The sequence below is a fragment of the Actinoplanes sp. NPDC051475 genome (assembly GCF_040689425.1).
Lineage (GTDB): Bacteria > Actinomycetota > Actinomycetes > Mycobacteriales > Micromonosporaceae > Actinoplanes.
The window spans coordinates 202,121-227,149 of sequence record NZ_JBFAZZ010000001.1; the positions used below are offsets into that span (position 1 = coordinate 202,121).

The 25,029-nt window shown below is 73.0% G+C and carries 20 protein-coding genes; 12 read left to right on the forward strand and 8 right to left on the reverse strand.

Annotation, left to right across the window (positions count from 1 at the left end; genetic code table 11):
- Window positions 1–48 precede the first annotated feature (48 nt).
- On the reverse strand, window positions 49–1,260 hold the full coding sequence (locus AB0368_RS00960; protein ID WP_366151675.1) for an acyltransferase: 1,212 nt from the start codon (window positions 1,258–1,260) through the stop codon (window positions 49–51).
- A 229-nt stretch (window positions 1,261–1,489) separates the two neighbouring features.
- Here AB0368_RS00960 and AB0368_RS00965 point away from each other — a divergent pair, with 229 nt between their 5' ends.
- Both AB0368_RS00965 and AB0368_RS00970 read left to right on the forward strand, forming a co-directional pair.
- Window positions 1,490–2,392, forward strand: coding sequence for a CAP domain-containing protein (locus AB0368_RS00965; RefSeq protein ID WP_366151676.1), 903 nt, complete (start codon window positions 1,490–1,492; stop codon window positions 2,390–2,392).
- Between the two features lie 118 nt (window positions 2,393–2,510).
- Complete coding sequence (locus tag AB0368_RS00970; protein WP_366151677.1) at window positions 2,511–3,263, forward strand: L,D-transpeptidase family protein; 753 nt, start codon at window positions 2,511–2,513, stop codon at window positions 3,261–3,263.
- Between the two features lie 66 nt (window positions 3,264–3,329).
- On the opposite strand, the gene AB0368_RS00975 is transcribed toward AB0368_RS00970, so the two are convergent.
- Entirely contained in the window at window positions 3,330–3,548 is a 219-nt protein-coding gene (locus tag AB0368_RS00975; protein ID WP_366151678.1) for a hypothetical protein, read from the reverse strand.
- Between the two features lie 326 nt (window positions 3,549–3,874).
- Between AB0368_RS00975 and AB0368_RS00980 the strand changes: the two genes are divergently transcribed.
- From AB0368_RS00980 to AB0368_RS01000, 5 genes are read left to right on the forward strand one after another with little or no spacing between them, the layout of a single operon-like run.
- Complete coding sequence (locus AB0368_RS00980) at window positions 3,875–5,221, forward strand: HlyD family efflux transporter periplasmic adaptor subunit (RefSeq protein WP_366151679.1); 1,347 nt, start codon at window positions 3,875–3,877, stop codon at window positions 5,219–5,221.
- On the forward strand, window positions 5,218–5,901 hold the full coding sequence (locus AB0368_RS00985; protein ID WP_366151680.1) for an ABC transporter ATP-binding protein: 684 nt from the start codon (window positions 5,218–5,220) through the stop codon (window positions 5,899–5,901). Before AB0368_RS00980 ends, AB0368_RS00985 begins: the two co-directional genes overlap by 4 nt.
- Window positions 5,898–7,082, forward strand: coding sequence for an ABC transporter permease (locus tag AB0368_RS00990; protein ID WP_366151681.1), 1,185 nt, complete (start codon window positions 5,898–5,900; stop codon window positions 7,080–7,082). Before AB0368_RS00985 ends, AB0368_RS00990 begins: the two co-directional genes overlap by 4 nt.
- Entirely contained in the window at window positions 7,079–7,933 is an 855-nt protein-coding gene (locus tag AB0368_RS00995; protein WP_366151682.1) for an EamA family transporter, read from the forward strand. Before AB0368_RS00990 ends, AB0368_RS00995 begins: the two co-directional genes overlap by 4 nt.
- Window positions 7,934–7,993: 60 nt before the next feature.
- On the forward strand, window positions 7,994–9,046 hold the full coding sequence (locus AB0368_RS01000; RefSeq protein WP_366151683.1) for a GGDEF domain-containing protein: 1,053 nt from the start codon (window positions 7,994–7,996) through the stop codon (window positions 9,044–9,046).
- On the opposite strand, the gene AB0368_RS01005 is transcribed toward AB0368_RS01000, so the two are convergent.
- The 4 genes from AB0368_RS01005 to AB0368_RS01020 form a co-directional block, all read right to left on the reverse strand.
- Window positions 9,024–13,463 (reverse strand): hypothetical protein, encoded by a 4,440-nt coding sequence (locus AB0368_RS01005; RefSeq protein ID WP_366151684.1) that lies wholly within the window; start codon window positions 13,461–13,463, stop codon window positions 9,024–9,026. The two genes, AB0368_RS01000 and AB0368_RS01005, sit on opposite strands and share 23 nt — an antisense overlap.
- Window positions 13,464–14,205: 742 nt before the next feature.
- The gene (locus AB0368_RS01010; protein ID WP_366151685.1) at window positions 14,206–14,643 is read right to left on the reverse strand and encodes a hypothetical protein; all 438 of its coding nucleotides are present in this window, start codon (window positions 14,641–14,643) and stop codon (window positions 14,206–14,208) included.
- A gap of 182 nt (window positions 14,644–14,825) precedes the next feature.
- Entirely contained in the window at window positions 14,826–15,746 is a 921-nt protein-coding gene (locus tag AB0368_RS01015) for a pirin family protein (protein ID WP_366151686.1), read from the reverse strand.
- Window positions 15,743–17,053: an acyltransferase gene (locus AB0368_RS01020; RefSeq protein ID WP_366151687.1), complete on the reverse strand. Its 1,311-nt coding sequence runs from the start codon at window positions 17,051–17,053 to the stop codon at window positions 15,743–15,745. The genes AB0368_RS01015 and AB0368_RS01020 overlap by 4 nt, the downstream gene beginning before the upstream one ends.
- 138 nt (window positions 17,054–17,191) lie before the next feature.
- Here AB0368_RS01020 and AB0368_RS01025 point away from each other — a divergent pair, with 138 nt between their 5' ends.
- Complete coding sequence (locus AB0368_RS01025) at window positions 17,192–18,124, forward strand: hypothetical protein (RefSeq protein ID WP_366151688.1); 933 nt, start codon at window positions 17,192–17,194, stop codon at window positions 18,122–18,124.
- On the opposite strand, the gene AB0368_RS01030 is transcribed toward AB0368_RS01025, so the two are convergent.
- Both AB0368_RS01030 and AB0368_RS01035 read right to left on the reverse strand, forming a co-directional pair.
- Window positions 18,111–18,518, reverse strand: a complete 408-nt coding sequence (locus tag AB0368_RS01030) for a TIGR03618 family F420-dependent PPOX class oxidoreductase (protein ID WP_366151689.1) — start codon at window positions 18,516–18,518, stop codon at window positions 18,111–18,113. The genes AB0368_RS01025 and AB0368_RS01030 overlap by 14 nt on opposite strands.
- On the reverse strand, window positions 18,515–19,945 hold the full coding sequence (locus AB0368_RS01035) for a DUF2252 domain-containing protein (RefSeq protein WP_366151690.1): 1,431 nt from the start codon (window positions 19,943–19,945) through the stop codon (window positions 18,515–18,517). The genes AB0368_RS01030 and AB0368_RS01035 overlap by 4 nt, the downstream gene beginning before the upstream one ends.
- A gap of 130 nt (window positions 19,946–20,075) precedes the next feature.
- Here AB0368_RS01035 and AB0368_RS01040 point away from each other — a divergent pair, with 130 nt between their 5' ends.
- From AB0368_RS01040 to araA, 4 genes are all read left to right on the forward strand, one after another.
- The gene (locus AB0368_RS01040) at window positions 20,076–21,086 is read left to right on the forward strand and encodes a LacI family DNA-binding transcriptional regulator (RefSeq protein WP_366151691.1); all 1,011 of its coding nucleotides are present in this window, start codon (window positions 20,076–20,078) and stop codon (window positions 21,084–21,086) included.
- A gap of 109 nt (window positions 21,087–21,195) precedes the next feature.
- Entirely contained in the window at window positions 21,196–22,803 is a 1,608-nt protein-coding gene (araB, locus tag AB0368_RS01045; RefSeq protein WP_366151692.1) for a ribulokinase, read from the forward strand.
- Window positions 22,800–23,474, forward strand: a complete 675-nt coding sequence (locus AB0368_RS01050; protein ID WP_366151693.1) for an L-ribulose-5-phosphate 4-epimerase — start codon at window positions 22,800–22,802, stop codon at window positions 23,472–23,474. The genes araB and AB0368_RS01050 overlap by 4 nt, the downstream gene beginning before the upstream one ends.
- The gene (gene araA / locus AB0368_RS01055) at window positions 23,471–24,958 is read left to right on the forward strand and encodes an L-arabinose isomerase (RefSeq protein WP_366151695.1); all 1,488 of its coding nucleotides are present in this window, start codon (window positions 23,471–23,473) and stop codon (window positions 24,956–24,958) included. The genes AB0368_RS01050 and araA overlap by 4 nt, the downstream gene beginning before the upstream one ends.
- The last annotated feature ends 71 nt before the right edge of the window (window positions 24,959–25,029 follow it).

Consider the following 25,029-nt stretch of genomic DNA (forward strand, 5'->3'; position numbering starts at 1 on the left):
AGGATCAGCGAGATTGTTTCACTTCGTCCGGTCCCGCTCGGCGGGAGGTCAGTCCCGCTCGGGACCGCTCCCGAACCACGAGACGACCGGCTCCTCACCGAGGGCTTTCCGGTGGTCCCCGGCGGCCGGCTGAGCGGGCACCGGGGAGCTCTGCACGGGCGTCTCGGCAGCAACGGGCGCTTTCTGCGCCGAAGAGGCTTCCGAGTGGCGCGCCGGAGCCGGTGGCGCGTACGCCGGCCACAGCCGGGGCCGGCGGCGGGCGGCCAGGTCCTCCACCCAGCCGAAGGCCAGCACCGCCACCGCCGTCAGCGCCAGCGTCGCGCCCAGCGACACCGGCCCCTCGAGCGACCCGAGATCGTCCAGCGTCAGCACGGTCAGCACCGGCCAGATCGCCGCGATCGCGATGTTGTGCCACAGATAGATGGTGACCGCCCGCGCGTTGAGCAGCGTGACGGCGCGATCCAGCGGGCGGGCGTACGACAGCCACGTCATGTCCGGCCGCCAGCGCAGCGCCAACAGGACGAAGGCGAGCGACCACAGCGCCTGGGCCTCCGGCACGTCGTTGAGGTCGTACCCCTCCTCGGCCGCGTGCCCGTGCAGCCAGTAGAGCGCGGCGACCCCGAGCACCGCGGCGCCGGCGGTCACCAGGCCCGGGCGGAGCCGGTGCAGGCGCCCGTCGTGGTGGGCGAACCCGGCGATCCAGCACGCGCCGTACGTGGCGAAGTCCCACATCGCCGCGTCCGCGCGGCCGAACGGCAGGGTGAGACCGGTCTTGTCCAGCACCGCGATGAGCACGATCGGCGCTGCCACCGCGGCCCAGGCGATCCTCTTGTACGCGAGGTACAGCAGCGGGGACAGCAGCACGAACCACAGGTACGCCCGGATGTACCAGAGCGGTTCCCAGGCGTCGATGCCCTCCGAGCTGCCCGGCGGGTCGCCCAGCGGCAGGATCCACAGCGCCAGCTTCCAGCTCCAGGGCTTGTCGCCACCGTCCTGCCCGGCCCAGCCCGCGAAGATCATCGCGGGCACCACGATGAGGGCGAGCAGCCACAGCGGTGGCAGCAGCCGGCGCAGCCGGGAGCCGATGACCTTCCCCGCCGCCCGCCGGTCCAGCGACGCCGCGGTCAGCGATCCCGCCAGGGCGAACATGATCCCCATCGCGGGGAGCAGGAGGGCGAGCCAGGGCCAGCCAAACAGGTGGTAGACGACGACACGGACGATCGCGGCGGCCCGGAGGAGGTCCAGGTAGCGGTTGCGCACCGCGAAACGGTAGCCATGGCCGGGGGAGGCGGGGGACCGGTCGCCCGGTCGGCAACTACGCCCGGGCGGGTTACCCCGAAGGGATGAAGTGTCCGGTTCGCCGGTGCGACTGTGCGACGTGGAGGGTCCCTTTCGTACGGTCGAAATCCCAGCTCAGAGGCGCTATTACCGGCTAACGGCGGATCTTGTGCCGCGACGGCCGTGAGTCACCGGATCGATCATCGCCGCGTTGGTCCCCCTCGAGGGCGGTGTGCACGGGGTGCGGCGCCAGGAGCACGAGAAGAGGGCAAGGGTGCGCAAGCCTGCTGTCGTGGTGACGGTTGCGGTGTCGGCGGTCCTGGTGGGCGGGGTCATGGTCGCGACCACCGCGGGCGCGGAGACGACTGCGGACGCGCCGCCGGTCCCGGCGATGGTGGTGCCCGAGATGCCCGACATGACCGCGGTGCCGCAGCTGCCCGCGGACTCCGGTGTACCCGCGAGTCCCGTCGACACCGGCGTACCCGTGTCGGCAGCGCCGGCCGTCACCGGCGTACCGGATGCTCCTGGGACGACCGGCGACCGGCCCGCCCGGCCCGGGGGTTCGCCGGCCGGGAAGCCGGACCGGCCCGCCCAGGACGACCCCGCGCCGAGCGTCCGGCCGGCCGCCGACGACGCGCCGGACCGGGCCGCCGAACCGCAGAAGGGCACCGCGGCCGCCGCGAACCGCGACGTCACGCCCGCCCAAGCGCTCTCCTCCGACCCGGGCGGCGACGTCCAGCAGCAGGCGCTGCGGCTGGTCAACGAGCACCGGCGGCGCGGCGGCTGCGACGACCTCACCGCCGACCGGCGGCTGATCGTCGCCGCCAACCGGCACGCCGCGGACATGGCCGGGCACGGCTACTTCGCCCACGAGGACTTCCACGGCGACCGGGCCGGCGAGCGGGTGCGCGCCACGGGCTACGAGTGGTCGCGCTACGGCGAGAACATCGCGCGCGGCCAGGACAGCGTCTACGAGGTCGTGGACGGCTGGATGCACAGCCCGGAGCACCGGGAGAACATCATGGACTGCCGCCTGCACGAGGTCGGGCTGGGCCTGGCCTTCTCCCCGGACCGGACGCCGTACTGGGTGCAAGACTTCGCCACGCCCCTGTGACGCCGCGTCGCCGGTCCTGACCTACCGGTTCCGTGCCACCATCGCCCGGCCGATCCTTCGCGCGCCCCCGGTGTGTTTCCATATGCCTCTCACGTTTCCTGGGGAGGACGTTTTGGGAGTGCAGCGGGTTTCCGCGCGCCTCGCCGCCGCCGTGGTGGCGACGGCGGTCGGCGGGGGACTCGGCGCTGTCGCGCTGATCCCGGGTGCGGCCTCGGCCGCCCCGCGGGTCGCCGCCGCGGCACCGGTCACCGCCGTCGTCACGAGGGCCGCCGCGGCCACGTGCTCGACGGGCCGGTATCAGAAGCAGGTCGAGGGCTACCTCAAGAAGCTCGGTGGTTTCGGCGCGGTCACGGTCGACGGCCGCCAGTCCGCCGCCGACTGCAAGGCGATCAAGAAGTTCCAGAGCCGGTACGGCATCCAGCCGGTCGCCGGGCTTGCGGGGCCGACGACGTACGGCGTGGCCAAGCGCCTCGCCGAGACCAAGACGTCGTCGTGCCGGGCGAGCCGCACGGGGACCACGTTCTGTGTGGACCTCACCCACCAGACGACGTGGGTGATGAAGAACGGCAACGTGTACCGCAAGCCGACGGTCACCCGCACCGGCATGAAGGGCTACCGGACGCCGGCCGGCACCTTCACGATCAACAAGCGCACCAAGAAGGAATGGTCGGACCCGTACCACGTGTGGCTGCCGTACTGGCAGCGCTTCGTCGGTGGCAGGGGCTTCCACCAGACGACCACCTACCTGCACGACGCGTGGCGCGGCTCGCACGGCTGCGTCAACCTGCTGCCGTCGGACGCCAAGGCGTACTACGGCATCGGCAAGATCGGCAGCAAGGTCAAGGTGTTCGGGCGCCGTCCCGGCACCTGATCCACGCCCGCACGACGACGGCCCGCCGGCATGCTGCCGGCGGGCCGTCCGTGTCTTCTCCGGCCGCTACGCGGCCATCGGGTGGTGCGTCAGGCGGGCGTGGGTGGTCAGCACGTCGTGGCCCGGGAACGCCTTCTCGTCCCCGGCGGCGGTCAGCACCCGCAGGCCCGCCCGGCTCAGCGTGTAGGTGACGTCGGTGAACCGGCTCACGGTGTCGTCGTGGTGCACGACGGTCAGCTCGTCGGCGCGCAGCATCGCGGCGGTGGGTAATCCATGGAGCGACATGTCACACGTTCCTTCGCGTACGCAATAGGGCACCGTGCTGAGGATTACGGGCGCGGGGGACGCGCGGTTCAGGGACGGCCGATTGTCATCGTGTGCGGTCCGCCGGCTGCCGACCGCTCTTCTACACTTCCACGCCATGGTGAGTTGCGCCGTCGGCCTCCCGCCACCCACCGAGCGGATACCTGACACGACTCCGGTATTCGTCCGGCTGGTCCGAAATCGTTCATCCCGGCCGTTCGGCCTGCGGCGCCTGGGCCACCCGGGTCGCGGCGGCCCCACCGTTCGGTCCGATCGCGGCGTACGGAGTGCGACATAGAGTGGCGTCCGTGCCCCGAACCCCCCGTCGCGCCGCCGTGCTGGTGCTCGCGTGCGTCCTGCTGCCCCCGCTGACCGCGGCCTCCTGCGGTGACGAGCCGTCCGGGGTCACCGTCGGCGCGGCCGGCCGCGGCACCGTCGACGAGGTCGTGGAGGCGTCCGGCGCGGTGACCGTCCGGGCGGCCGGCACGGTGACCGCGCCGGCCGAGGGCACCCTCGCGGAGCTGCGCGTCGAGGCCGGCGACCGGGTACGCCGGGGCCAGGTGGTCGCCGTCGTCGACTCCCCGGCCGCCGAGAAACGCCTCGACGCCGCCACTGAGGCGCTCGACGCGGCCTCCGCGGGCGGCGTACCGGCCGGGGGTGGCGCGGCCGGCTTCACCGCGGCCCGCCGGCGCACCGACTCGAACGCGGACAAGGCGTTCGCCGAGGCGCGGGAGGCGGCCTCGAGGATCACCGACGAGGCCCTGCGCAAGGCCCTGCTCGCCCAGCTCGCCGCGGCGCGGGAACAGTACGCGGCCGTCTCGGCGGCCGCCGGTGCCGCCGTACGCTCGCTCGAGAGCGGTGTGGCGAGCGTGGCCGATGCCGTCGACGCCCTCACCGCGGCGCAACGGGTGCAGGCGCGGCAGGCGTACGACTTGGCCGAGGCCGCGGTCGACGCCCTGACCCTGCGGGCACCCGTCTCCGGGGTGGTCCAGCTCGGAGGCGTCACCGCCGCGGGCAGCCCGTCGCTGACCGACCTGATCGCCAACGCCGATCCGGCCGCCGCCGCAGCGCCCGCCGCTCCCCGGGCACCGCTGCCCGGCGTGGACGCGGCCGTCCCGGAAGGCGCCGCGGTCGGCACTGGCACCCCCATCCTGACCGTCGTCGACACCGCCGGGCTGGGCGTCGCGGCCGAGGTCGACGAGACCGACGTGCTGCTGGTCAAGCCCGGGGGTACGGGGACGGTCGAGCTCGACGCCGCGACCGGCGCCACCTACGAGGCCAAGATCCGCGCCGTCGACCTGCTCCCCACGAGATCGGCACGCGGCGGCGTCTCGTACCGGGTGCGGCTGTCGCTCGGCAAGGGCACGTACGCCGACGGCACCGCCGCGCCCACCCCGCGGCCCGGGATGAGCGCCATCGTCCGGCTCCGGGTGCGGCAGGCCACGGACGCGGTCACCGTACCCGCGGGCGCCGTGGTGTCCAGCGACGGCCGTGACGTCGTCTGGGCCGTCCGCGGCGGCAAGGCGGAGCGGATCCCGGTCACCCTCGGCGTCCAGGGTGAGGACGTGGTCCAGGTCGTCTCCGGCCTCGACGCCGGCCAGCGGATCGTGGTGGCGGGTACCGACCAGGTCAGCGCCGGGCAAGACCTGCCGTGAGCGGCCCGGCCATCGTCGCCACCGGCGTCACCCGCACGTACGAACTGGACGGCGTGTCCGTGCCGGCCCTGCGCGGGGTGTCACTGACCGTGGCGGACGGCGACTACCTCGCCATCGTGGGCACCTCCGGGTCCGGCAAGTCGACGCTGATGCACCTCCTCGGCGGCCTCGACCGTCCCACCGGCGGCACGCTCGTCATCGGCGGCCGCGACGTCACCTCGCTGACGCCTCCCGAAATGGCCCGCCTGCGCAACGAGGTCATCGGCTTCGTGTTCCAGTCCTTCCACCTGCTGCCGCGGACGACCGCCCGGGACAACGTCGCGCTGCCGCTGGTCTACCGCGGCGTCGGCCGCCGCGAACGCCGGGCCCGCGCCGCCGAGATGCTGGCCCGCGTCGGCTTGGCGCACCGGGTCGACCACCGCCCCAACCAGATGTCCGGCGGCGAGCAGCAGCGGGTCGCGATCGCGCGGGCACTGGTCACCGGCCCCTCGGTGCTGCTGGCCGACGAGCCGACCGGCAACCTCGACTCCACGACCGGCGAGTCGGTCCTCACGCTGCTGGAGTCGCTCAACACCGACGGCGTCGCGGTGGTCCTGGTCACCCACGACCGGGAGGTCGCGGCCCGCGCCAACCGGCAGATCGTCATGCGCGACGGCCTCATCGTCGGCGGCCTGTCGTGAGGCTCGCCGAGGCGTGGCGCGTCGCCCTCGACGCGTTGCGCGCCAACCGGCTGCGCAGCGTGCTCACCATGCTCGGCGTGGTCATCGGGGTCGCCGCCGTGGTCGCGCTCGTGGCCATCGGCACCGGGACCAAGCAGCAGATCGAGCAGCAGGTCGAGGGGCTCGGCTCCAACCTGCTCATCGTCGTGCCCGGCCGGCTCGAGGCCGGCTCCGCGCCCTCGGTGTCCACACTGTCGCTCGACGACCTCGACCCGGTCGGCCGAGTCGTCGGCGACCGGTCGCGGGTGGCGGTCACCATCGCCTCCGGGGAGACGGTACGGGCGGGCAGCCGCTCGACCTTCGCGAGCATGCAGGGCGTCCTCGAGACCACCCCGACCGTCTTCGTCCGCCACCTCGACCGCGGCACCTATCTGACCCGGGCGGACGTCAACACCGCCCGCCGCGTGGCCGTGCTCGGCGCCGGCGTCGCCACCCAGCTGTTCGGCGACCGCGACCCGGTGGGTCGGCAGATCACGATCGGCGGTGTCCGGTTCCGCGTCATCGGCACGTTCGAGCGCCTCGGGCAGAGCCTCGGCGTGGACCGCGACGGCGAGGTGCACGTACCCGTCACCGCCGCCCAGCGGCTGCTCGGCACCGACCGCATCGACGGGCTGGCCATCCGCGCCCCCGACCGCGAGCGGATCGACGACCTCGGCGCCGACGTCGTCGCGACGCTGAGCGAGCGGCATCCCGACACCGACTTCAGCGCCGTCACCCAGGAGCAGATCCTCGGCGTGCTCGGCGACATCCTCGGCGTGCTCACCGGCGTCCTGGCCGCCATCGCGGGGATCAGCCTGCTCGTCGGCGGCGTCGGCGTCTCCAACATCATGCTGGTCTCGGTCCGCGAACGGACCCGGGAGATCGGCCTGCGCAAGGCGGTCGGCGCCCGCCCCCGGGACATCGGCCTGCAGTTCCTGCTCGAAGCCGTGCTGCTCACCACGATCGGAGGCATCCTCGGCATGGCGCTCGGCATCAGCGCGGCCCTGCTCGTCGACCGGCTGTCCCCGGTGCCCGCCGCGATCACCTGGTGGTCACTCGCGCTGGCGTTCGGCGTCTCGGCGGCCGTCGGCATCCTTTTCGGCGTCGTACCCGCCCAGCGCGCCGGGCGGCTCGACCCGGTCGTCGCGCTGCGCACCGAATGACCGCCGTCGAGCGGCGGCAGCGCCGGGCCGTGCCGGCACCGCTGCTCGTCCTGACCGCCATCGCGTCCGTGCAGGTGGGCAGCGCGGTCGCCCGTACCCTCTTCGATGATCTCGGCGCGGCGGGCGTGACCCTGCTCCGGCTGGCCGTCGCCGCCCTCGTGCTCGGGGTGGCGTTCCGGCCGAAGGTCCGGACGTGGAGCGCCGGCGCGTGGCGCGCCGCCGCCCTGCTGGGTCTTGCCATGGCCGGCATGAACCTGCTGTTCTACCTGGCCCTGCGCACGGTGCCGCTCGGCGTCGGCGTCACCGTCGAGTTCCTCGGCCCGCTGCTGCTCACGCTCGCGCAGACCCGGCGCGTGGCCCACCTGCTCTGGGCGCTGCTGGCCGGTGGGGGAGTCGCGCTGCTCGGGATCGGCGGCGGTGTCACCGCGCCGCCCGCCGGGCTGCTCCTGGCCTTTGCAGCCGGCCTCTGCTGGGCGGCATACATCCTGGCCAGTGCCCACTTGGGCACCCTGGTCCCGGGTACGGGCGGACTGGCCGCCGCGCTCGCCGTAGCGGCGCTGATCGTCCTGCCGTTCGGCGCGCCGGGCGCCGCCGAGGTGTTGACCCGGCCCCAGCTGCTCATCGGCGCCGCCGCCGTCGCCCTGCTCTCATCCGTCATCTCGTACGGGCTGGAGATCAATGCCCTGCGCCGCATGCCGACCCGGGTCTTCGGCATCCTCATGAGCCTGGAACCGGCGGCCGCCGCGATCGCCGGCCTGGTGGTGCTGCACCAGCGGCTGGGCCTCCGCGAGGTCACGGCCCTGCTCCTGGTGAGCGTGGCCAGCCTCGGCGCGACGCTCGGCAGCCGCTGAACCCACACCCCTGATTTTTTGGAATCCTCACCTCGGGCGCGGGGCGGCCGATCAGGGGGCGTGTTGATCAGGGCCGGCCGCTCCGGCTACGAGCTGCGCGACCAGCACGGGGCCGCCCGGGCCGTCGCGTACCTCGCGCTGGCCGGAGCCCCGTACCTGCTGATCACCGGCGTCCTGACCCCGGGCATCTCGCGGGCCGGCATAGCCGGCGTGGTCCTGGCCACGATCCTCGTGGCGGGAATCGGCGCGGCCTGCTGGCGCCGCCCCGGCGCCCTGCCCCGTGCCTTCTGGCCCGCCGCGCCGGTCCTGGCCACGCTGCTGATCACCGTGCTCAACCTGGCCACCGAGGACGCCAGCACCGGCGCGCAGCTCTTCTACCTGTGGCCCGTCATCTACGCCGCCAACTTTCTCGGCCGCCGCCTCATCCACCTCAACCTCGCCCTGATCTTCGGCGGCAACGCGGCGGCCGTCCTCACGATTCTCGGACCCGGCCGGGCGCTCACGGACGGGGTCGCGATGGTCCTGGCCTCCACAATGACGGCGGTCGTGGTGGGGAGCCTGCGGGCCCGCGCCGACACCCTGCGCACGGTCCTCGAGGAGCAGGCCAACGCCGACGCCCTCACCGGCCTGGCGAACCGGCGGTGCTTCACCGACGCCCTCGCCCGCGAGGCCGCCGAGGCCCACTCCACCGGCCGCAGCCTCGCCCTGGTCACGGTCGACCTGGACCATTTCAAGACCGTCAACGACACGTACGGGCACCTCGAAGGCGACCGCGCTCTGCAGGCGGTGGCGTCGGCCATGCGTACGGTCACAGGCGACACCGGCATCGCGGCCCGCCTCGGCGGCGACGAGTTCGTCATGCTGCTCCGCATGGGCCGTACGGCGGCGACCGAGGTCGCGGAGGCGCTGGCCCGGGCGGTCGCGGCAACCACGAACCTGCCCGGCGGCCCGCCCAGCCTGAGCATCGGCGTGGCCACAATGCCCGGTGACGCCGGAACGGCCGAGGAACTGGTGGCGGCCTCGGACGCGGCACTCTACGACGCCAAGACCTCCGGCCGGGGCCGCGTCGCGCGGGCGGACATCAGGAGCTTCACTCCGGATCCCCGCCCGTGACCACCCCGAGAATCTCGCGGCGCAACCGTGGATAGGGCCCCCACCCGTCCCGCAGCACGTGAATGTAGACGGCTTCCAACGCAACGTCGATCCGCTGCACCAACTCCTGATCGTCGGGCGCCCCCAACCGCACAGCCCGAGCAAAATGATCGAGCGCCTCCATATGCCGCCCCTGATCAAACGCGCTCCGCCCGGCATTCTCATGCACGACGCTGCGCAGAGCATCAGGAGCATCGGCGCTGGCAGCCTGCTCGAACAGCCGGTCGGCCTCCTGGTGATCACCCCGCAGCCGCAACACGTGGGCCAGCTCGGCCCGGGCGATGACGGTCGCCTGCACATCCCCGGCGGACTCGGCATGAGCGAGCGCGAGCCGGCTGGCGGCAGCGGCCATTCCCAACTCGCCCAGCAGCCGGTAGACCTCCGCCCGTACGCTCAGCAACCCGGCACGGATGACGTTGTCCTGCTCGTCGGAGAGGGGCTTGTCGAGGCGCTCGCCCAGGTCGCGCAGGGCGTCCCGGTCGTCGACGACCTCTTTGAGGGTGGCCCCGTCGAGCCGCCAGCGGATCGCGGCCAGATCCTCGGGGACGAGCGGCTTGTCTTTCTTGTCCTTGGCCGGCTGGGCCCCGCCGGCCGGTTCGGCTCCGCCGGCCGGGGCTGCGCTCGTCCGGGCTCCGTTGGCCGGGGCTGCGTCGGCCGGGGCTCCGGTGGGCTGGGCTTCGTTCGCCTGGGCTTCGCCGGCCGCCGGCGGTTCTCCCGGGGCTTCCCCGTCGGCGCGGCCCGCGTCATTGCCGGCGGTGGTTGCTCCGGCGAGGCCGCTCATCAGGCCGGTGATGTCGAGGTCGATCGACACGCCCTGAGATCCACCCGCCGGATCGGCGGTCGCGGCGCCGCTGTCCCGGCTCGCCACCGCTGCGCGCGGGTCACCGGCAGCCGCCCCTCCTGCGGGCGTGCTAGGTGTGGGCTCGCCTTCCGCCGAGGTCTCGCCGCCCGGTTCGTCGATGCCGACAGCGGAACCGTCGCCGGTCGGCTTGCCGTCGGCGGGCTTGGCCTCCGTCGACTCGGCGTCGACGCGCCCGGCTTCTGCGAGCTGGGCGTCTGCTGGCTGGGTGTCGGCGGACTCGCCGCCGGCAGTCGGTGTCGTCTTCGGACTGAACCAGGTCGGGCCGAGGTCGGAATCCATGTACTTGCGAGGAGCATCCGGCCCGAACGTGAGCAGCCGCCCGATCGGCTGAGCGTTCGCCGCGGGGTTCGGTCCCGGGCGATGCACGGGCGGCTCGACGGAGACGGGGTGGGCCGGGTTGTTGGTCTGCAGGGCCCTTGTGGCCTCAACCTGGCGTACGGCTTCGGCCTGGCGGTCGGCGTCCGCCTGGCGGGTGGCTTCGGTGAGACGGAGGGCTTCTTCGGCGCGCCGGGCCGCTGTGGCGTCTCTTTCCCTCTCCGCCTGGCGGTCGGCTTCGGCCTGGCGGGTGGCTTCCGCCTCGCGGGCGGAATGGGTCTGGCGGGCCACCTCGGCGAGGTGGGCTGCCTGGGCTTCCGCCTCTCGTGCGGCTTGCACGCGGCGGGCCGCTTCCGCCTGCCGGGCCGCTTCCGCTTGGCGATCGGCTTCGGCGCGGCGTGCCGCCTCTGCCTGGCGTGCGGCTTCTGCTTGGCGTACGGCTTCTGCTTGGCGCGCTGCCTCCGCTTGGGCTTGGCGCGCGGCTTCCGCGTGACGCACCGCGTCTGCTTGGCGTGCTGCCTCCGCTTGACGTGCTGCCTCCGCTTGGCGCGCTGCTTCTGCGTGGCGCGCTGCTTCTGCGTGGCGTGCTGCCTCCGCTTGGCGCGCTGCCTCCGCTTGGCGGGCCGCCCCTGCCACCTGATGCCCAGCGGACCCGGGCATGGCGCTGACCGGACGCTCGTGGCCGGGGACGGCGCTGACCGGTGCGATGCGCGACGGCGGGCGCTCGGACCGGGGCACCAGGGCGGGCTCGCCCGTCGACAGGATCATCGCGGTACGCGGCCCGCCCACGATCGGCCGTTCCGCCGTCGCCACGTCCTCGGCTTGCGGCTCGAAGCCCGCGCCCTCGACGGCGGGCGCAGCGGCCTGCGGGGCGACCCGCGGATTGAATGCGGCGGGTGCCCGCGGCGCCTCGAAACGTGGCCGCTCGCCCGCTGGATTCCGCGGAGGCGCAGCGGCAGCCGGCCGGCGAACGGACGTAGGCGCACCCGGAGCCACGGGCGGCGGCGCCGGCATCCGCTGAGGAACCGGACCCGCAGCCGGAGTGGCAGCCCGCCCCGGTGGCGGTGTGGCGGCATGGCCCGGAGGCGGTGTGGCAGCTCGGCCCGGAGCCGGAATCGCAGCCTGGTCCGGGGCGGAAGGGGCAGCCTGGTCCGGGGCGAAGGATGCAACCGGAGCGGCCGCGGCATCCAAGTGGGCCGGCGGGGCATCCTGCGGCATGGCGGGTGCCGGTGAGATCGGGCCGGGGGCCGAAGGAGGAGCCGCATACCCGGAACCGCCCTGACCAGGCATGACCGACGGCGGGGCATACCAATCTCCATCGATGACGCCGGGCGACGGAACAGCCGTAGGCGGCACCCCGAGCGGGGCGGCGTAGCCGGCAGGGAGGATCGCAGCGTGACCATGCCCCTGCCCCGCGGGGCTGACAGGCGCGTCGGCGCGATGACTACCGGGCTGATAGGCAGCCGGACTGGCCGGGACGTCAGGGCGCTGAGCGTCGGGCTGGTAGGTGCCCGGGCTGACCCGAGCATCGGGCCGCTGGCCGCCGGGCTGATACGCGGCCGGGGCGTCGGTGCGCTGGCCAGGCGGGATGATCGGCCCGTCCGAGGTGCTGTAGCCGACTCGCGCCTGTCGGTTTCCCGGCCCGCGCGTCGACTGGTCCGGCGGTGTGGGGGTGTCTGTTCGCGGCGTACCCGTCGGGTCTGATTGGAATGCGGCCGGCGCTGGGGTGACCACTCGGGGTGGTGTGGTCTGCGGCGGAGCCGCGATGACGCGGGGCTGCGCCGGCGGGTCGGCCTTCTTGATGACCTTCGGAGCGGCCGGCGGGGTGGCCTTGCTGATGATCTTCGGGGGGGCCGGGGGAGTGGCGCGGCTGATGACGCGGGGGCCTTCGGCCTCCTGTTCCGGGTTCCGGTCGCCCGGCTGCGCGGCCGCGGGGGCGTCCTGCTGGTCAGGCAGGTCGGACCAGATTTCGGTACGCGGACGCTCAGGTCCGAATCCCGTGTCGCGCCAACCGCCGGCCGGCTCGTCCTCGTCGCGCAGGAACGCCGCCGGGTCGACGGGCCGGACCGATGCACGTCCCAGCGCGGTGACGTCCTCAGCCCGGCGGAGGGAGTCGTCGCCGTTTCGTCCGAGGGGCGCAACGTCGTTTCCGTCGCGGAAGGCGGCGGGTTCGTCCACACCCTGCTGGAGTGCCGCCGGGTTCTGGGGACGGGACCAGCCGAACCGGCGCCGCTCGCCATCACGGCGTCCGTCCCGCTCGTCGGCTGCGGGGCGCCCGTCCCGGCGCTCGTCCGCCGCTGCGGGGCGCCCGTCCCGGCGCTCGTCCGCCGCGGGGAGGGCGTCCCATCGCTCGTCCGCAGGCCGCCTGGCGCCACGCCGCTCGACGTTGTCGGGCCACTCCGCGTCGCCGAACCGTGCCGCCTCGCCGCGCCGGTCGGTGTCGCGGCCCGGCGCCTGACCGTCGCCGGGCAGGCCGTACCCGTCGTCCGGCCGCTGCCCACGCCCGTCGTGTGACGGCTGGTAACGGTCCTCGTCGGCCTCGGGAGGCGTGACCCGGGCGCGCCCGCTGATCGTGGGTTCGGCGGGCTTGCGGCGGCCGCGGCGGGGGCGGGCTTGTTCCTCTTCCTCGTGGTCGCCGTCCCAGAACGAGGACGTTTCGATCCGGCGGGCTCGCTGGGCCGACACGTACCGGCGCTGCGCCTCCCAGTCGGAGGCGTCGAAGTCGCGGTCGTCGTATTCCAGCTCGTCGAAGTCCAGGCTGCGCGTCTGCCAGCCCTCGACGCCGGGGGAGACCGGCGCCAGCTCGAGGTCGGCCGCCTCGAAGCCCGGGTCGTCGAGCCAGCTCGGCCGTGCGCCGTCGAACGCCTGCTTGATCTGTTCGTCGCGCTTCGGTGACCGTTGGTCGGCCTGCCGCCGCTGTCTGCGCTCGGCCAGCTCGTCGACGGCCGGTTCCGCTGGGCGCGGTGCGGACCTTTCGGGTGTACGGGAATTGCGCGGCGAATCGTCGAAGTCATCTTCTTCGATGTATTGCGCCCGGGGCGGTTTACGGGGTTCCGGCGGCCGTCGGGTGTCGGGGCCCCAGCGCGAGAGAACGGCCGCCTCCGCGTACGGGTCACGCGCCGTGGCCGTGGTGTCCGCGTACGGGGCCGGCCGCTCGTCGTCGTACTCGGAGTCCCAGTACTCGTCGTCCTCGTAGCTCATCGGGTCACTCCGGCCCCCGGCCGTGGTGCGGGGTACGCCGAGCCGGCTCGATGCCGCATGCGTCCCCCTGCCCCTCGCCGCCACGTTCGCCCCTGCCGCGCGCCCCGTCACCACCTTCCGCGCGGTCGAGTTGGAAGGTTAACCACGGATTTGCGCGCCGCGCTACCGCCCGCGGAGGCGCGTCACCCGACCCATGGACGCCCCTCGCGCCCACCGGCCGGCCGGCGCCGCGGCCCGCCGGTACCCAACCCTCAACGGACAGTACGGGCTCGAGCGCTGAGCGGTTCACTTCCCACGCGCCAACATACGGATGGTCTATCCGGTTTGACACAGAGTGATGGAGGCGGGTGGAGGACTCGGCAATTCATGAACGCATTTAATGTTTCTCGCGAGTAGAAAACGGCGGGAATTAAGCCATTCTTAAAGGCTTTCTCAGCAAGTGGAGAAGAACGAGTCGCCACCCGCGAAATCCGGCTTCACGGGTACGACTACCAACCGTGACCGTGTCAAGGGACACACGTCCGCGGCTCGCGGATCTTCGCCGTGCCGGTGGCACCGTGGAGGAACGGGCCGGTCCGGCGCTGTGCCGGCCGGTTGCCGGACGTCTCCGGACGGTTCTCGGAGCCCCTGCGGCGACCCGTCCGGCGAAGTGACGGATACACGACACCGATCGAAAGGAGCGGACATGCCGCGCCTCGACCTCGGTGCCGTACGCGCCAATCTCCGGTCGGCCCTGCGCCGGTCAGAGCCGCCCGTCCTTGGTGAAATGGCGGATCGCAGCCGGCAGCACGAGACCAGCCTCAGCGAGCCCGTGCAGCAGCGCGACCAACTCCGCCCGCGTCAGATCGCCAGGCGTCCCCGGCTTCCGATGCGGTACGTCGAGCGCCTGAGCGGCCTCGACGGCCCGTACCCCGATCGCCGCCTCCACCGCCCACACCCGGTGAGCCAGCATCGCCGCGTGCGCCGACCGCATCAGCTCGTCATGCAGGCGGAGCAGGCGCCGCAGGTCGGCGGCGAGCTGTTCGATCGGCGGACCCAGCGGCTGCGGCTCCCGGTCCGCGCGGTCGGGCCACGCCCGGGCGATCCGTGCCCACAACCGGGGCGCGTAGACGACCGCCGTACCCACAAGGGTCGGCGTCAGGATGACGATGACGAGTTTCCCCACGTCGAGCAGGCTCATGACGCTCCTCGGGCCCGCGTGACAACGATGCATCCCCGACGATCCGCCGCCCCGCGACCAGCGTCAAGCCGACTTTGTGCGACACCGAGCGCCGAGCCCGAAAAGCGCGGGCCGGGCACGATTGATCACGTGACGCGCCACCGCGGCAAAGGCGGCTAGGGGCGGCAGAGAGCGGTCATCGCTCAGCGGACCCGCCCCCGGGGCACCAGCCGGGTGATCGGCATCGGCGGCGCCGGGATCGACGGCCCGTCGTATCCCCGGACCTCCCCGAACCGCCCGCCCGCCGCCGTTCCCGCCCACTCCTCCCGGGCAGCCACGATCTCGTCATGATCCCGGCCGACGAAGTTCCACCACATCACAAGCTTCTCGCCGAACGGCTCGCCGCCCAGCAGCATGAACCGGCTCTCCGGCCCCGCCGTCAACGACAGCGACGACCGCCCGTCCCCCAGATACACCAGCGGCCCGGGTGAGGCCGGCACCCCGCCAACCGACGCCGCCCCGTCCAGCATCAGGATCGCGTACTCGAACGAGGGCTCGAGGGGCAGCAGCGCGACCGAACCCGCGGCCATGGTGACCTCCGCCCCGACCAGCGGCGTATAGCAGCGAGCCGGCGACGCCGCCCCGGCCACCTCGCCCATGAGGACCGTCGCCGTCAGGCCACCGTCGATCAGCACCGGCAGGTCTGCGTGGTGGGCGAAGGCCGGCGCCACGTCTCGGTCGCTGCCCGGCAGCGCCACCCACAGCTGTACGCCCTGAAGCACCGCACTGTGCACAGCCGGCGTCTCCTCGGAGTGGGAGATCCCCCGCCCGGCCGTCATCAGGTTGAGCTGCCCGGGCCGGATCTCCTGCCTGCTGCCCAGGCTGTCGCGGTGCAGGATCTCGCCCTGGACCAGCCAGCTCACCGTCTGCAGGCCGGTGTGCGGGTGCGGCCCCACTTGCATGCCCGCCGACCGGTTCACGTCGTGCGGCCCGTACGCGTCGAGGAAGCACCACGCGCCCACCGTCCGCCGTTGTTTGCTCGGCAGGGTGCGGACGACCTCCATGCCCCGGAGCCCGCCGAGCGCGACCGGCGTGCCCTCCAGCAGCTCCACCTGTGCGCTCACCCCACTGACGCTACTCGCGGCCGGAGCAGGAGTGCCGCACCCAGCACCATCAGCCCCAACGCGACCGGCGCCGTCACCGGAACGCCGCCCATCAGCGCGGTACGTCCCTCGATCAGGCCCCCGAATCCCACCGCTGAGACACCCAGCACCCCGATCGTGCACGCGACCGTACCGGCCACCGCGGGCGCCGTCCGCGCACCCGGCACCACCGAGGCCGGGCGTGGCGCGTCGAAGCGCCGGAACAGCGCCACGAGCACCGCGGTGATGGCCGCGGCCGCCGCCAGCCAGACGGGCCGGGTCAGCCACCACGATGTCGAGCCGGCGGTCCCGCCAATGCCGGAACGGAACATCGCGAGCAGGACGAACGCGGCGCTCAGGTGCCACAGGAACGCGGTCATCGCCAGGCCGTTCGCCGCGACGACGGCTCGCCAGACCTGGGCCCGGGCGAGCCGTCGGGTGACGGGGCCGCGCAGCAGCATCGCGAGTCCGGTGAGCCAGAGAGCGTGGGCGGCCAGAGCGAGCGTCGGCGGCGACATGTTGGAGATCGGCTCGCCGGGTACCCCCACCATGGACACCGGGTACGGCCCCACGGTGGTCAGGAGCAGCAGCCCGATCATGCCCCCTGCGGCCAGCCGGGCGCCGTACCGCTGGAGGGTGCCGTCCGCGTACAGGTAGCCGAGCTGGTGGACGGCGCCCCACACCAGCAGGAGGTTGAGGACGGCCGGGCCGCCGTACCCGTGGAATCGCAGGCCGTCCACGACGGCGGCCGCGCCGAGCATGACGACCGGGACCCATCCGCCGAATCTGCGGTGCAGCCGCAGCATCACGGGTGCGAGGGCGATCAGTGCCAGGTAGACGCCGAGGAACCATAGTGGCTGCACGACGGTCCGCAGTGCCACCCGCACGATCCCGTGGTCCTGGCCGGCCAGTGCGGCCCCGATGGCCACCGCGAGCCACAGGCCGAGGAACACTGTGGCCGGTCGCAGCAGGCGGAGCACCCGGGACCGGGCGAAATCGGCGTAGCCACCGCCGCGCCGGTCGAGCGATGCCAGGGCGGTCGCGTGCGCGAAGCCGCCGACCAGGAAGAACAGCGGCATGACCTGGAAGATCCAGGTCAGCGGCCGGAGCACGGGCACGACGGCGAGGACGTTGGTGATCCGGTCACCGTGCTCCTCCGGTACGGCCATGAGCCAGTGCCCGGCGATCACCACACCGAGCGAGACCACCCGGAGCAGGTCCACGTAACGGTCCCGGCCTGCCGGGGTGCGGGCCGCGAGCCGGGCGGCCGAGAGGGCGGGGGACGTCATGCGGACCACCCTGCCGCCCCCGGTGCCTGCACGGATGAGCCCGCGTACCCATCCGGTCGGCGGGTACGGCCGCTCGCGGGCGATGCCGCCGCCGGCGCCGCGCAGTAGGGTGACCCGAGCTCAGACAAGGGGGCCGATGTGCTGGTGCGCCGCGCCGTCACCGTCCTGACCATCGCCGTCCTGGCCGGCTGTGGCACCGACAGCCGCGCTCCGGAGAAGCCGGGCCCGTCGGCGTCCGGCTCGGCGCCGCCCTCCGCGCCCACGTCCGCGCCGCCCGCTCCCGAGGCGCCTGCGGAGCTGCCGCTCGGCGGCACGAAGATCTTCCCCACCTATCGCGTTGTCGCCTACTACGGCACGGCCGGGAATGCCGCCCTCGGCGTGCTGGGCGAGGGGAGCGCCGACAAGATGTTGCCGAAGCTGCGCGCGGCCGCGAAGCCGTTCGCCGGCGACCGCAAGGTCCAGCCCGCCTACGAGCTCATCGCCAGCGTGGCTCAGGCGGGCCCCGGCAAGGACGGCGACTACAGCCGGATGATCCCCCTGGAGAGCATTCAGCAGTACGTGGACCAGGCGAAACGCAACAAGGTGCTGGTCATCCTGGATCTGCAGCCGGGCCGGGGCGACTTTTTGCCGCAGGCCCGGCAGCTCGAGCGGTTCCTCGTGCAGCCGCACGTCGGCCTCGCTCTCGACCCGGAGTGGCGGATGCCGCCGGGCAAGGTTCCCGGCCGGACCATCGGGCGGGTCGGCTCCGATGAGGTCAATCGCGTGTCCGATTACGTGTCCGGGCTGGTGCAGCGGCACAACCTGCCGGAGAAGCTGTTCGTGCTGCACCAGTTCCGCGCGTCGATGCTGCCGGAGATCTCGAAGATCCAGAAGCGGCCGGGCCTGGCGATGGTCCAGCACGTCGACGGCTTCGGCACCCGGTCGGAGAAGAACGCGACCTGGGACCGGCTGCGCCGCCCCCGGCAGTTCCACCTGGGCTACAAGCTCTTCTACGACGAGGACGTCAAACGGTACGGCGCGGGCGACCTGCTGCGGTTCAAGGACGTTCCGGAGCTGGTCAGCTTCCAGTGAGCGCCGCCGAGCCCAGCATTCGCGTGATCGCCACCTCGAGCACCACCCGCTGCGGGTTCGGGCGCGGCTGCCGGTAGCGCTCGGCGTACCGGCGCTCGGCTTCGGCGACGGACTCGGGGTCGTCGCGGACCACGGCCATGCCCTCGACCGTGCACCATCGGGCGCCGTCCACCTGGCACACCGCGACCCGCTGCGCCCCGGCCAGCACGTGCCGGACCTTCGCCGAGGTCCGCGACGCGGTGACCCGCAGCAGGTGCGCCCCGGCGTCGAGCGTCGCCCCGACCGGCACGACGTGCGGCGAGCCGTCGGCCCGCAGCGTGGTCAGCGTGCAGAGATGCCGTTCCCGCCAGAAATCGTGGACCGCGGGGGAGTCCAGGTTCACCCGCCCGCTCACGGTTTCTCCGCGGGGAGGATCCCGGCGCGTACGGCGGCCACCAGGCGGTCGTGGTCCTGCTCGACCTGGTCGGCGTACGCCCGGGCGAACCTGCACAGCATCTCGTCGAGTTTGTCGCTGCTCCCGATGTACCCGGCGATCATCGACGCCCCGCTGGTGCGGGCGTGGCTCTTCGCGAGCAGGAAGCCGCAGATCCCGGCGTAGTCCTCGAGCGCGGGGGCGTTGATGTCCTCGACGACGATCGCCCCCTTCATGTCGCGGAACTGCCGGACGTAGTACTGCACGTCGCCGACCGTGGCCCAGCCCAGCAACGGGTCGCTGACGGTCTGGAGCGCCTGCTGGTACTCCACCACCCGCTGGCCCTGGTGCCGGTGCCACGCCGCCGCGCCGTGCTGGTGTTTCGCCACCACCGACCGCCGGGCCTGCTTGAGCTGGAGGAACACCACGTCGTCGGGGCTGCTGCCCTCGCACAGCGCCACGTACGCCCGCAGCCCCACCGACCCGACGCCCACGACCTTGTGCGCGATGTCGACGATCCGGTAGCCGGCGAGGATCCGCGCCCAGTGCGGCGGCAGCGTGTTCAGGTAGCCGTCCAGGGCCGCGGAGAGCCACTCGATGTCGGTGTCGCTGGGCCGGGTGATCAGCGGCGGCTCCTGGACCAGCTTGACGGTGCCGTCCCGCTGCTCGGTGAAGCGCGGAAGTGCGCGGTCACTGGTCCGGCGGCGGGCACGGCGGGCGGCGCGCTCGATCTCCTCCTTGAAGCTCGCCTTGGTGGCGGCCTTGCGCAGGTCGTCGACGTCGACGGTGTCGAACGAGCGGGCCAGCAGCGGCTGCTCGGCGAGGTGCCCGATCTGCTCCCTGTACTGCTCGACGCAGTGCCGTACGGCGTCGCCGCAGGCGTGCTCGCTGAATCCGTTCTGCCGTCCGGCCACCCAGACGCTGGTGACCAGCCGGCGCAGGTCCCACTCCCAGGCGCCGGGGTGCGCCTCGTCGAAGTCGTTGAGGTCGAAGACCAGCTCGCGCTCCGGCGAGGCGTAGAAGCCGAAGTTGCCGAGGTGGGCGTCGCCGCAGATCACCGGGGTGATGCCGGTGTGCGGGAGCCCGGCGAAGTCGTCGGCCATGATGTTCGCCGAGCCGCGCAGGAACGCGTACGGCGAGGCCAACATCCGCCCCACCCGCACCGGGATCAGCCAGTCGAGCCGCCCGTGGTGGGCGTCGACGAGCTGGTCGATGGGGTCGGCCCGGCCGGGCGCGGGCGTCCAGCCGGCGAGGTCCGAGCGGGGCGAGCGGTCGCGCAGGGACCGGCCCAGCTCGTACCGTTCGGCTCGGGGCCGGGCGGGCCGGCGCAGCGAGGTGAACCCGTCGTCGGCGGGGCCGTCGATCACGACATGGCCGCCGGGCGGCGGGTGTGCGGGTCTTGCGTCCATCACCGATGAGCCTACGCAGGTCAGCGGCCTGCGGTGCGCCGGCCGCCCGGAAGGGTGATCGGCCCTGGGGGGAGAAGCTCCCGGCGCGGCCGATTGACGTTGATCTTGTGATCGCTAACAATGGGCCGTGATGGACGTCAGGCCGACGCGCAGCCCCGCCATGACCGACGTGGCGAGGCTCGCCGGCGTCTCCCATCAGACCGTGTCCCGGGTGCTCAACGATCACCCGAACGTCCGGGAGCAGACCCGGCTGCGGGTCCGCGCGGCCATCGCCGAGCTGGGTTACCGCCCCAACCGAGCCGCCCGCGCCCTGGTCACGGGCCGGTCCCAGCTCATCGGCGTGGTCGCGCAGAACAGCACGCTGTACGGCCCGGCGTCGCTGCTGGCGGCCTTCGAGCAGGCGGCGGCGGAGGCCGGTTTCGCGGTGAGCGTGGGCAGCGTCGGCCGCCTGGACCGCGAGTCGATCGCCGGGGCGGTGGAGCGGCACCTCGACCAGCGCGTCGCGGGCCTGGTGGTGATCGCCCCGGTGGCCTCGGCCGACGACGCCCTCGAGGACATGCCCGACGGCGTCCCGCTCGTCACCGTCGACGGCGATCCCGCGCGGCCGCACGCGCTGGTCACGGTCGACCAGGCCGCCGGCGCGAAGCTGGCCACGGATCGCCTGCTGGCGGCGGGTCACCGTACGGTGTGGCACGTCTCGGGCCCGGTGGACTGGTACGACGCCGCGGGCCGCATCGTGGGCTGGCGGGCCGCACTGGAGGCGGCCGGCGCCGAGGTGCCGCCCCTCGTCCCGGGCGACTGGTCGGCGGCCTCCGGCTACGACGCCGGGCAGATGCTGGCCCGCATGCCCGAGGTGACCGCGGTCTTCGCTGCGAACGACCATCAGGCCCTGGGCCTCCTGCGCGCCTTCAGCGAACGCGGCCGCCGCGTGCCGCAGGACGTCAGCGTCATCGGCTTCGACGACGTGCCGGAGGCCGCCTTCTTCATCCCGCCGCTGACCACGATCCGCCCGGCCTTCGACGCGGTGGCCCATGCCGGGCTGGACCTGCTGCTCGCCCAGATCACCGGGGTGTCCACCGGCTCCGAGCGGGTCGTCATCGCCCCGGTCCTGGTGGACCGGGCCAGCGTCGCTCCCGCCTGACCACACATTTCGGACTGTTTGCCGCGACCCGTTGACACGCAGAATTGTTAGCGTTCACAATCGATCCACGCCGCCCCCCCTGATCCCCCCGCCGTGGAGGTAACTCGACATGACCTACGTGATCGGCGTCGACTACGGCACGCTCTCGGGACGGGCCGTCGTCGTCCGCGTCGCCGACGGCGCCGAGCTCGGGTCCGCCGTCCACGAGTACCCGCACGCCGTGCTCACCGACGCCCTGCCCGGCGGCACCGCGCTCGGCCATGACTGGGCCCTGCAGGTGCCCGCCGACTACGTCGAGGTGCTCACCACCGCGGTGCCGGCCGCGGTCGCCGCCGCCGGGATCGACCCGGCGCAGGTCATCGGCATCGGCACCGACTTCACCGCCTGCACGATGGTGCCCACCACGGCCGACGGCACGCCGCTGAACGAGCTGCCGCGGTTCGCCGACCGGCCGCACGCGTACGTGAAGCTCTGGAAGCACCACGCCGCCCAGGCGCAGGCCGACCGGATCAACCAGCTCGCCGCGAAGCGGGGCGAGCCGTGGCTGGCCCGCTACGGCGGGCTGATCTCCTCGGAATGGGAGTTCGCCAAGGGCCTGCAGGTCCTCGAGGAGGACCCCGAGGTGTACGCGGCCATGGACCGCTGGGTCGAGGCCGCCGACTGGATCGTCTGGCAGCTCACCGGCTCCTACGTGCGCAACGCCTGCACGGCCGGCTACAAGGGCATCCGGCAGGACGGGCACTACCCGTCGCCTGAGTTCCTGGGCGAGCTCAACCCCGCGTTCGCCAACTTCGTCGCCGCGAAGCTGGACCAGCCGATCGGCCGGCTCGGGGAGGTGGCCGGCACGCTGAGCGCGCAGGGCGCCGAGTGGACCGGGCTGCCCCGGGGCATCGCCGTCGCGGTCGGCAACGTCGACGCGCACGTCACCTCGGCCGCCGCGCAGGCGCTCGAGCCGGGTCAGATGGTGGCCATCATGGGCACCTCGACCTGCCACGTCATGAACGGCGCCGAGGCCGCCCTGGTGCCCGGCATGTGCGGCGTGGTCGACGGCGGCATCGTCGCCGGGCTGTGGGGCTACGAGGCGGGGCAGAGCGGGGTGGGCGACATCTTCGCCCACTACGTGCCGCCGACGTACACGCACGAGCAGCTCACCGAGCTCGCGGCCGCGCAGCGGCCGGGCGAGCACGGCCTGCTGGTGCTCGACTGGCACAACGGCAACCGTTCGGTGCTCGTCGACCACGAGCTGTCCGGCCTGGTGGTGGGGGAGACGCTGGCGACGCGCCCCCAGGACGTCTACCGCGCGGTCATCGAGGCCACCGCCTTCGGCACCCGGACCATCGTGGAGGCGTTCGACCGGGCCGGGGTGCCCGTACGCGAGTTCGTGGTCGCCGGCGGCCTGATGAGGAACGCCCTGGTGATGCAGATCTACGCCGACGTGCTCCGGCGCCCGCTGTCGGTGATCGGTTCCGATCAGGGCCCGGCGCTGGGCTCGGCGATCCACGCGGCAGCCGCCGCCGGGGCGTACCCGGACGTGCGGGCCGCCGCCGCGGTGATGGGCCGCAAGCAGGAGGCGGTGTGGCGCCCCGATCCCGCCGCGAGCGCCGTCTACGACGAGTTGTTCGAGGAGTACACCCGCTTGCACGACTACTTCGGCCGCGGCGAGAACAAGGTCATGCGCCGGCTGCGGGCCATCCGGCGGCGGGCGGTGACCTCATGATCGTCACCAGCCGGATCAAGGACATCCGCCGGCAGGTCGCGCGGCTGCACGCCGAGCTGCCCCGCAACGAGCTGGTGGTGTGGACGGCCGGCAACGTGTCGGCCCGGGTGCCCGGCGAGGACTTGCTGGTCATCAAGCCGTCCGGGATCCGCTACGACGAGATCACCCCGGAGAACATGGTGGTCACGGACTTCGACGGCACCCTCGTCGAGGGCGACCTCAGCCCGTCCAGCGACACGGCGGCCCACGCGTACGTCTACCGGCACATGCCCGAGGTCGGTGGCATCGTGCACACCCACTCGACGTACGCGACCGCGTGGTCCGCCCGCGGCGAGGCCGTCCCGTGCGTGCTGACGATGATCGCCGACGAGTTCGGGGGCGAGATCCCGGTCGGCCCGTTCGCGCTGATCGGCGACGACTCGATCGGCCACGGCATCGTCGAGACGCTGCGGGGCCACCGGTCGCCGGCCGTGCTGATGCGCAACCACGGCGTCTTCACGATCGGCCGCGACGCCGGTGCCGCGGTCAAGGCCGCCGTCATGTGCGAGGACGTCGCCCGCACGGTGCACATCTCCCGGCAGATCGGCGAGCCGCTGCCGATCGGCCAGGCCGACATCGACTCCCTGTACGCCCGCTACCAGAACGTCTACGGACAGGAGTCCGCCAAGTGAAGCCGCAGATCTGGTTCCTGACCGGAAGCCAGCACCTGTACGGGCCGGAGACCCTCGACCAGGTCGCCGCGCAGTCGCAGCAGATCCAGGACCTGCTGGTCGCCGGCGGGGTGAGCGCGGAGATCGTCGGCAAGCCGGTGCTCACCGACAGCGCCGCCATCCGTACGGTCATGCTCGAGGCCAACGCCGACCCGGCCTGCCTGGGCGTGATCGCCTGGATGCACACCTTCTCGCCGGCCAAGATGTGGATCACCGGCCTGGACTCGCTCCGCAAGCCGATGCTGCACCTGCACACGCAGCTCAACCGGACGCTGCCGTGGGCGTCCATCGACATGGACTTCATGAACCTCAACCAGGCCGCGCACGGCGACCGCGAGTTCGGCTACATCCAGACCCGGCTCGGCGTGGCCCGCAAGACCATCGCCGGGCACGCCGCCGACCCGTCGGTCATCGCGCGCGTCGACGGCTGGGCCCGGGCCGCCGCCGGGGTCACCCACCTGCGCAGCCTGCGGCTGGCGCGCTTCGGCGACAACATGCGCGACGTTGCGGTCACCGAGGGCGACAAGGTCGAGGCCGAGTTGCGGTTCGGCGTCTCGGTCAACACGTACGGCGTGAACGATCTCGTGGCGGTGGTGGACGCGGTCGAAGACAAGGCGGTGGACGAGCTGGTCGCCGAGTACGCGGACGCGTACTCGATCGCCCCGGAACTTGCGCGCGGCGGTGACCGGCACGACTCGCTGCGCTACGCCGCCCGGATCGAGGCCGGCCTGCGGCAGTTCCTCGCCGGCGGCGGCTTCGGCGCCTTCACCACGAACTTCGAGGACCTGGGCGGGCTGCGCCAGCTTCCCGGCCTCGCGGTGCAGCGGCTGATGGCCGACGGCTACGGCTTCGGCGGCGAGGGGGACTGGAAGACCTCCGCGCTGCTCGCGGCCGTGAAGGCCATGGGTACGGACACCGGCCGCGGCACGTCGTTCATGGAGGACTACACGTACCACTTCGGGCCCGGCGAGCCGAAGATCCTCGGCGCGCACATGCTCGAGGTCTGCCCCACCATCGCCGCTGACCGGCCGTCGTGCGAGATCCATCCGCTGGGCATCGGTAACCGCGAGGATCCCGTACGCCTGGTCTTCGACGCCGCGCCCGGCCCCGGCGTGGTGATCGGCATGGCCGACCTCGGCGACCGCTTCCGGCTCGTCGCGAACACGATCGAGGTGACCGCGCCGGACGAGCCGCTGCCGAAGCTGCCGGTCGCGCGGGCGGTGTGGAAGCCGGAGCCGTCGCTGTCGACGTCGGCCGAGTCCTGGCTGACCGCGGGCGGCCCGCACCACACCGTGCTGACCAAGGCCGTCGGGGTGGAGCCGCTGCGGGACTTCGCACACATGCTGCAGACCGAACTGCTCATGATCGACCAAAACACCACCCCGCACGATTTCGCCGACCGCGTGCGCTGGAACCAGGCGTACTACCGGCAGTACGCGAGGTAGCCCGTCCAACCACCCCACCGCCACCCACAAACGGCCTGAAGGCGAATCTAGGTAACGCACCGGTAACGAAC

Coding starts and splice junctions, on each gene's coding strand:
- AB0368_RS01005 (WP_366151684.1), bottom strand. CDS start 13,463: ATGAGCTACGAGGACGACGAGTACTGGGACTCCGAGTACGACGACGAG.
- araB (WP_366151692.1), top strand. CDS start 21,196: ATGACCTACGTGATCGGCGTCGACTACGGCACGCTCTCGGGACGGGCC.
- AB0368_RS01050 (WP_366151693.1), top strand. CDS start 22,800: ATGATCGTCACCAGCCGGATCAAGGACATCCGCCGGCAGGTCGCGCGG.
- AB0368_RS01020 (WP_366151687.1), bottom strand. CDS start 17,053: ATGACGTCCCCCGCCCTCTCGGCCGCCCGGCTCGCGGCCCGCACCCCG.
- AB0368_RS01040 (WP_366151691.1), top strand. CDS start 20,076: ATGGACGTCAGGCCGACGCGCAGCCCCGCCATGACCGACGTGGCGAGG.
- AB0368_RS00975 (WP_366151678.1), bottom strand. CDS start 3,548: ATGTCGCTCCATGGATTACCCACCGCCGCGATGCTGCGCGCCGACGAG.
- AB0368_RS00995 (WP_366151682.1), top strand. CDS start 7,079: ATGACCGCCGTCGAGCGGCGGCAGCGCCGGGCCGTGCCGGCACCGCTG.
- AB0368_RS01010 (WP_366151685.1), bottom strand. CDS start 14,643: ATGAGCCTGCTCGACGTGGGGAAACTCGTCATCGTCATCCTGACGCCG.
- AB0368_RS01035 (WP_366151690.1), bottom strand. CDS start 19,945: ATGGACGCAAGACCCGCACACCCGCCGCCCGGCGGCCATGTCGTGATC.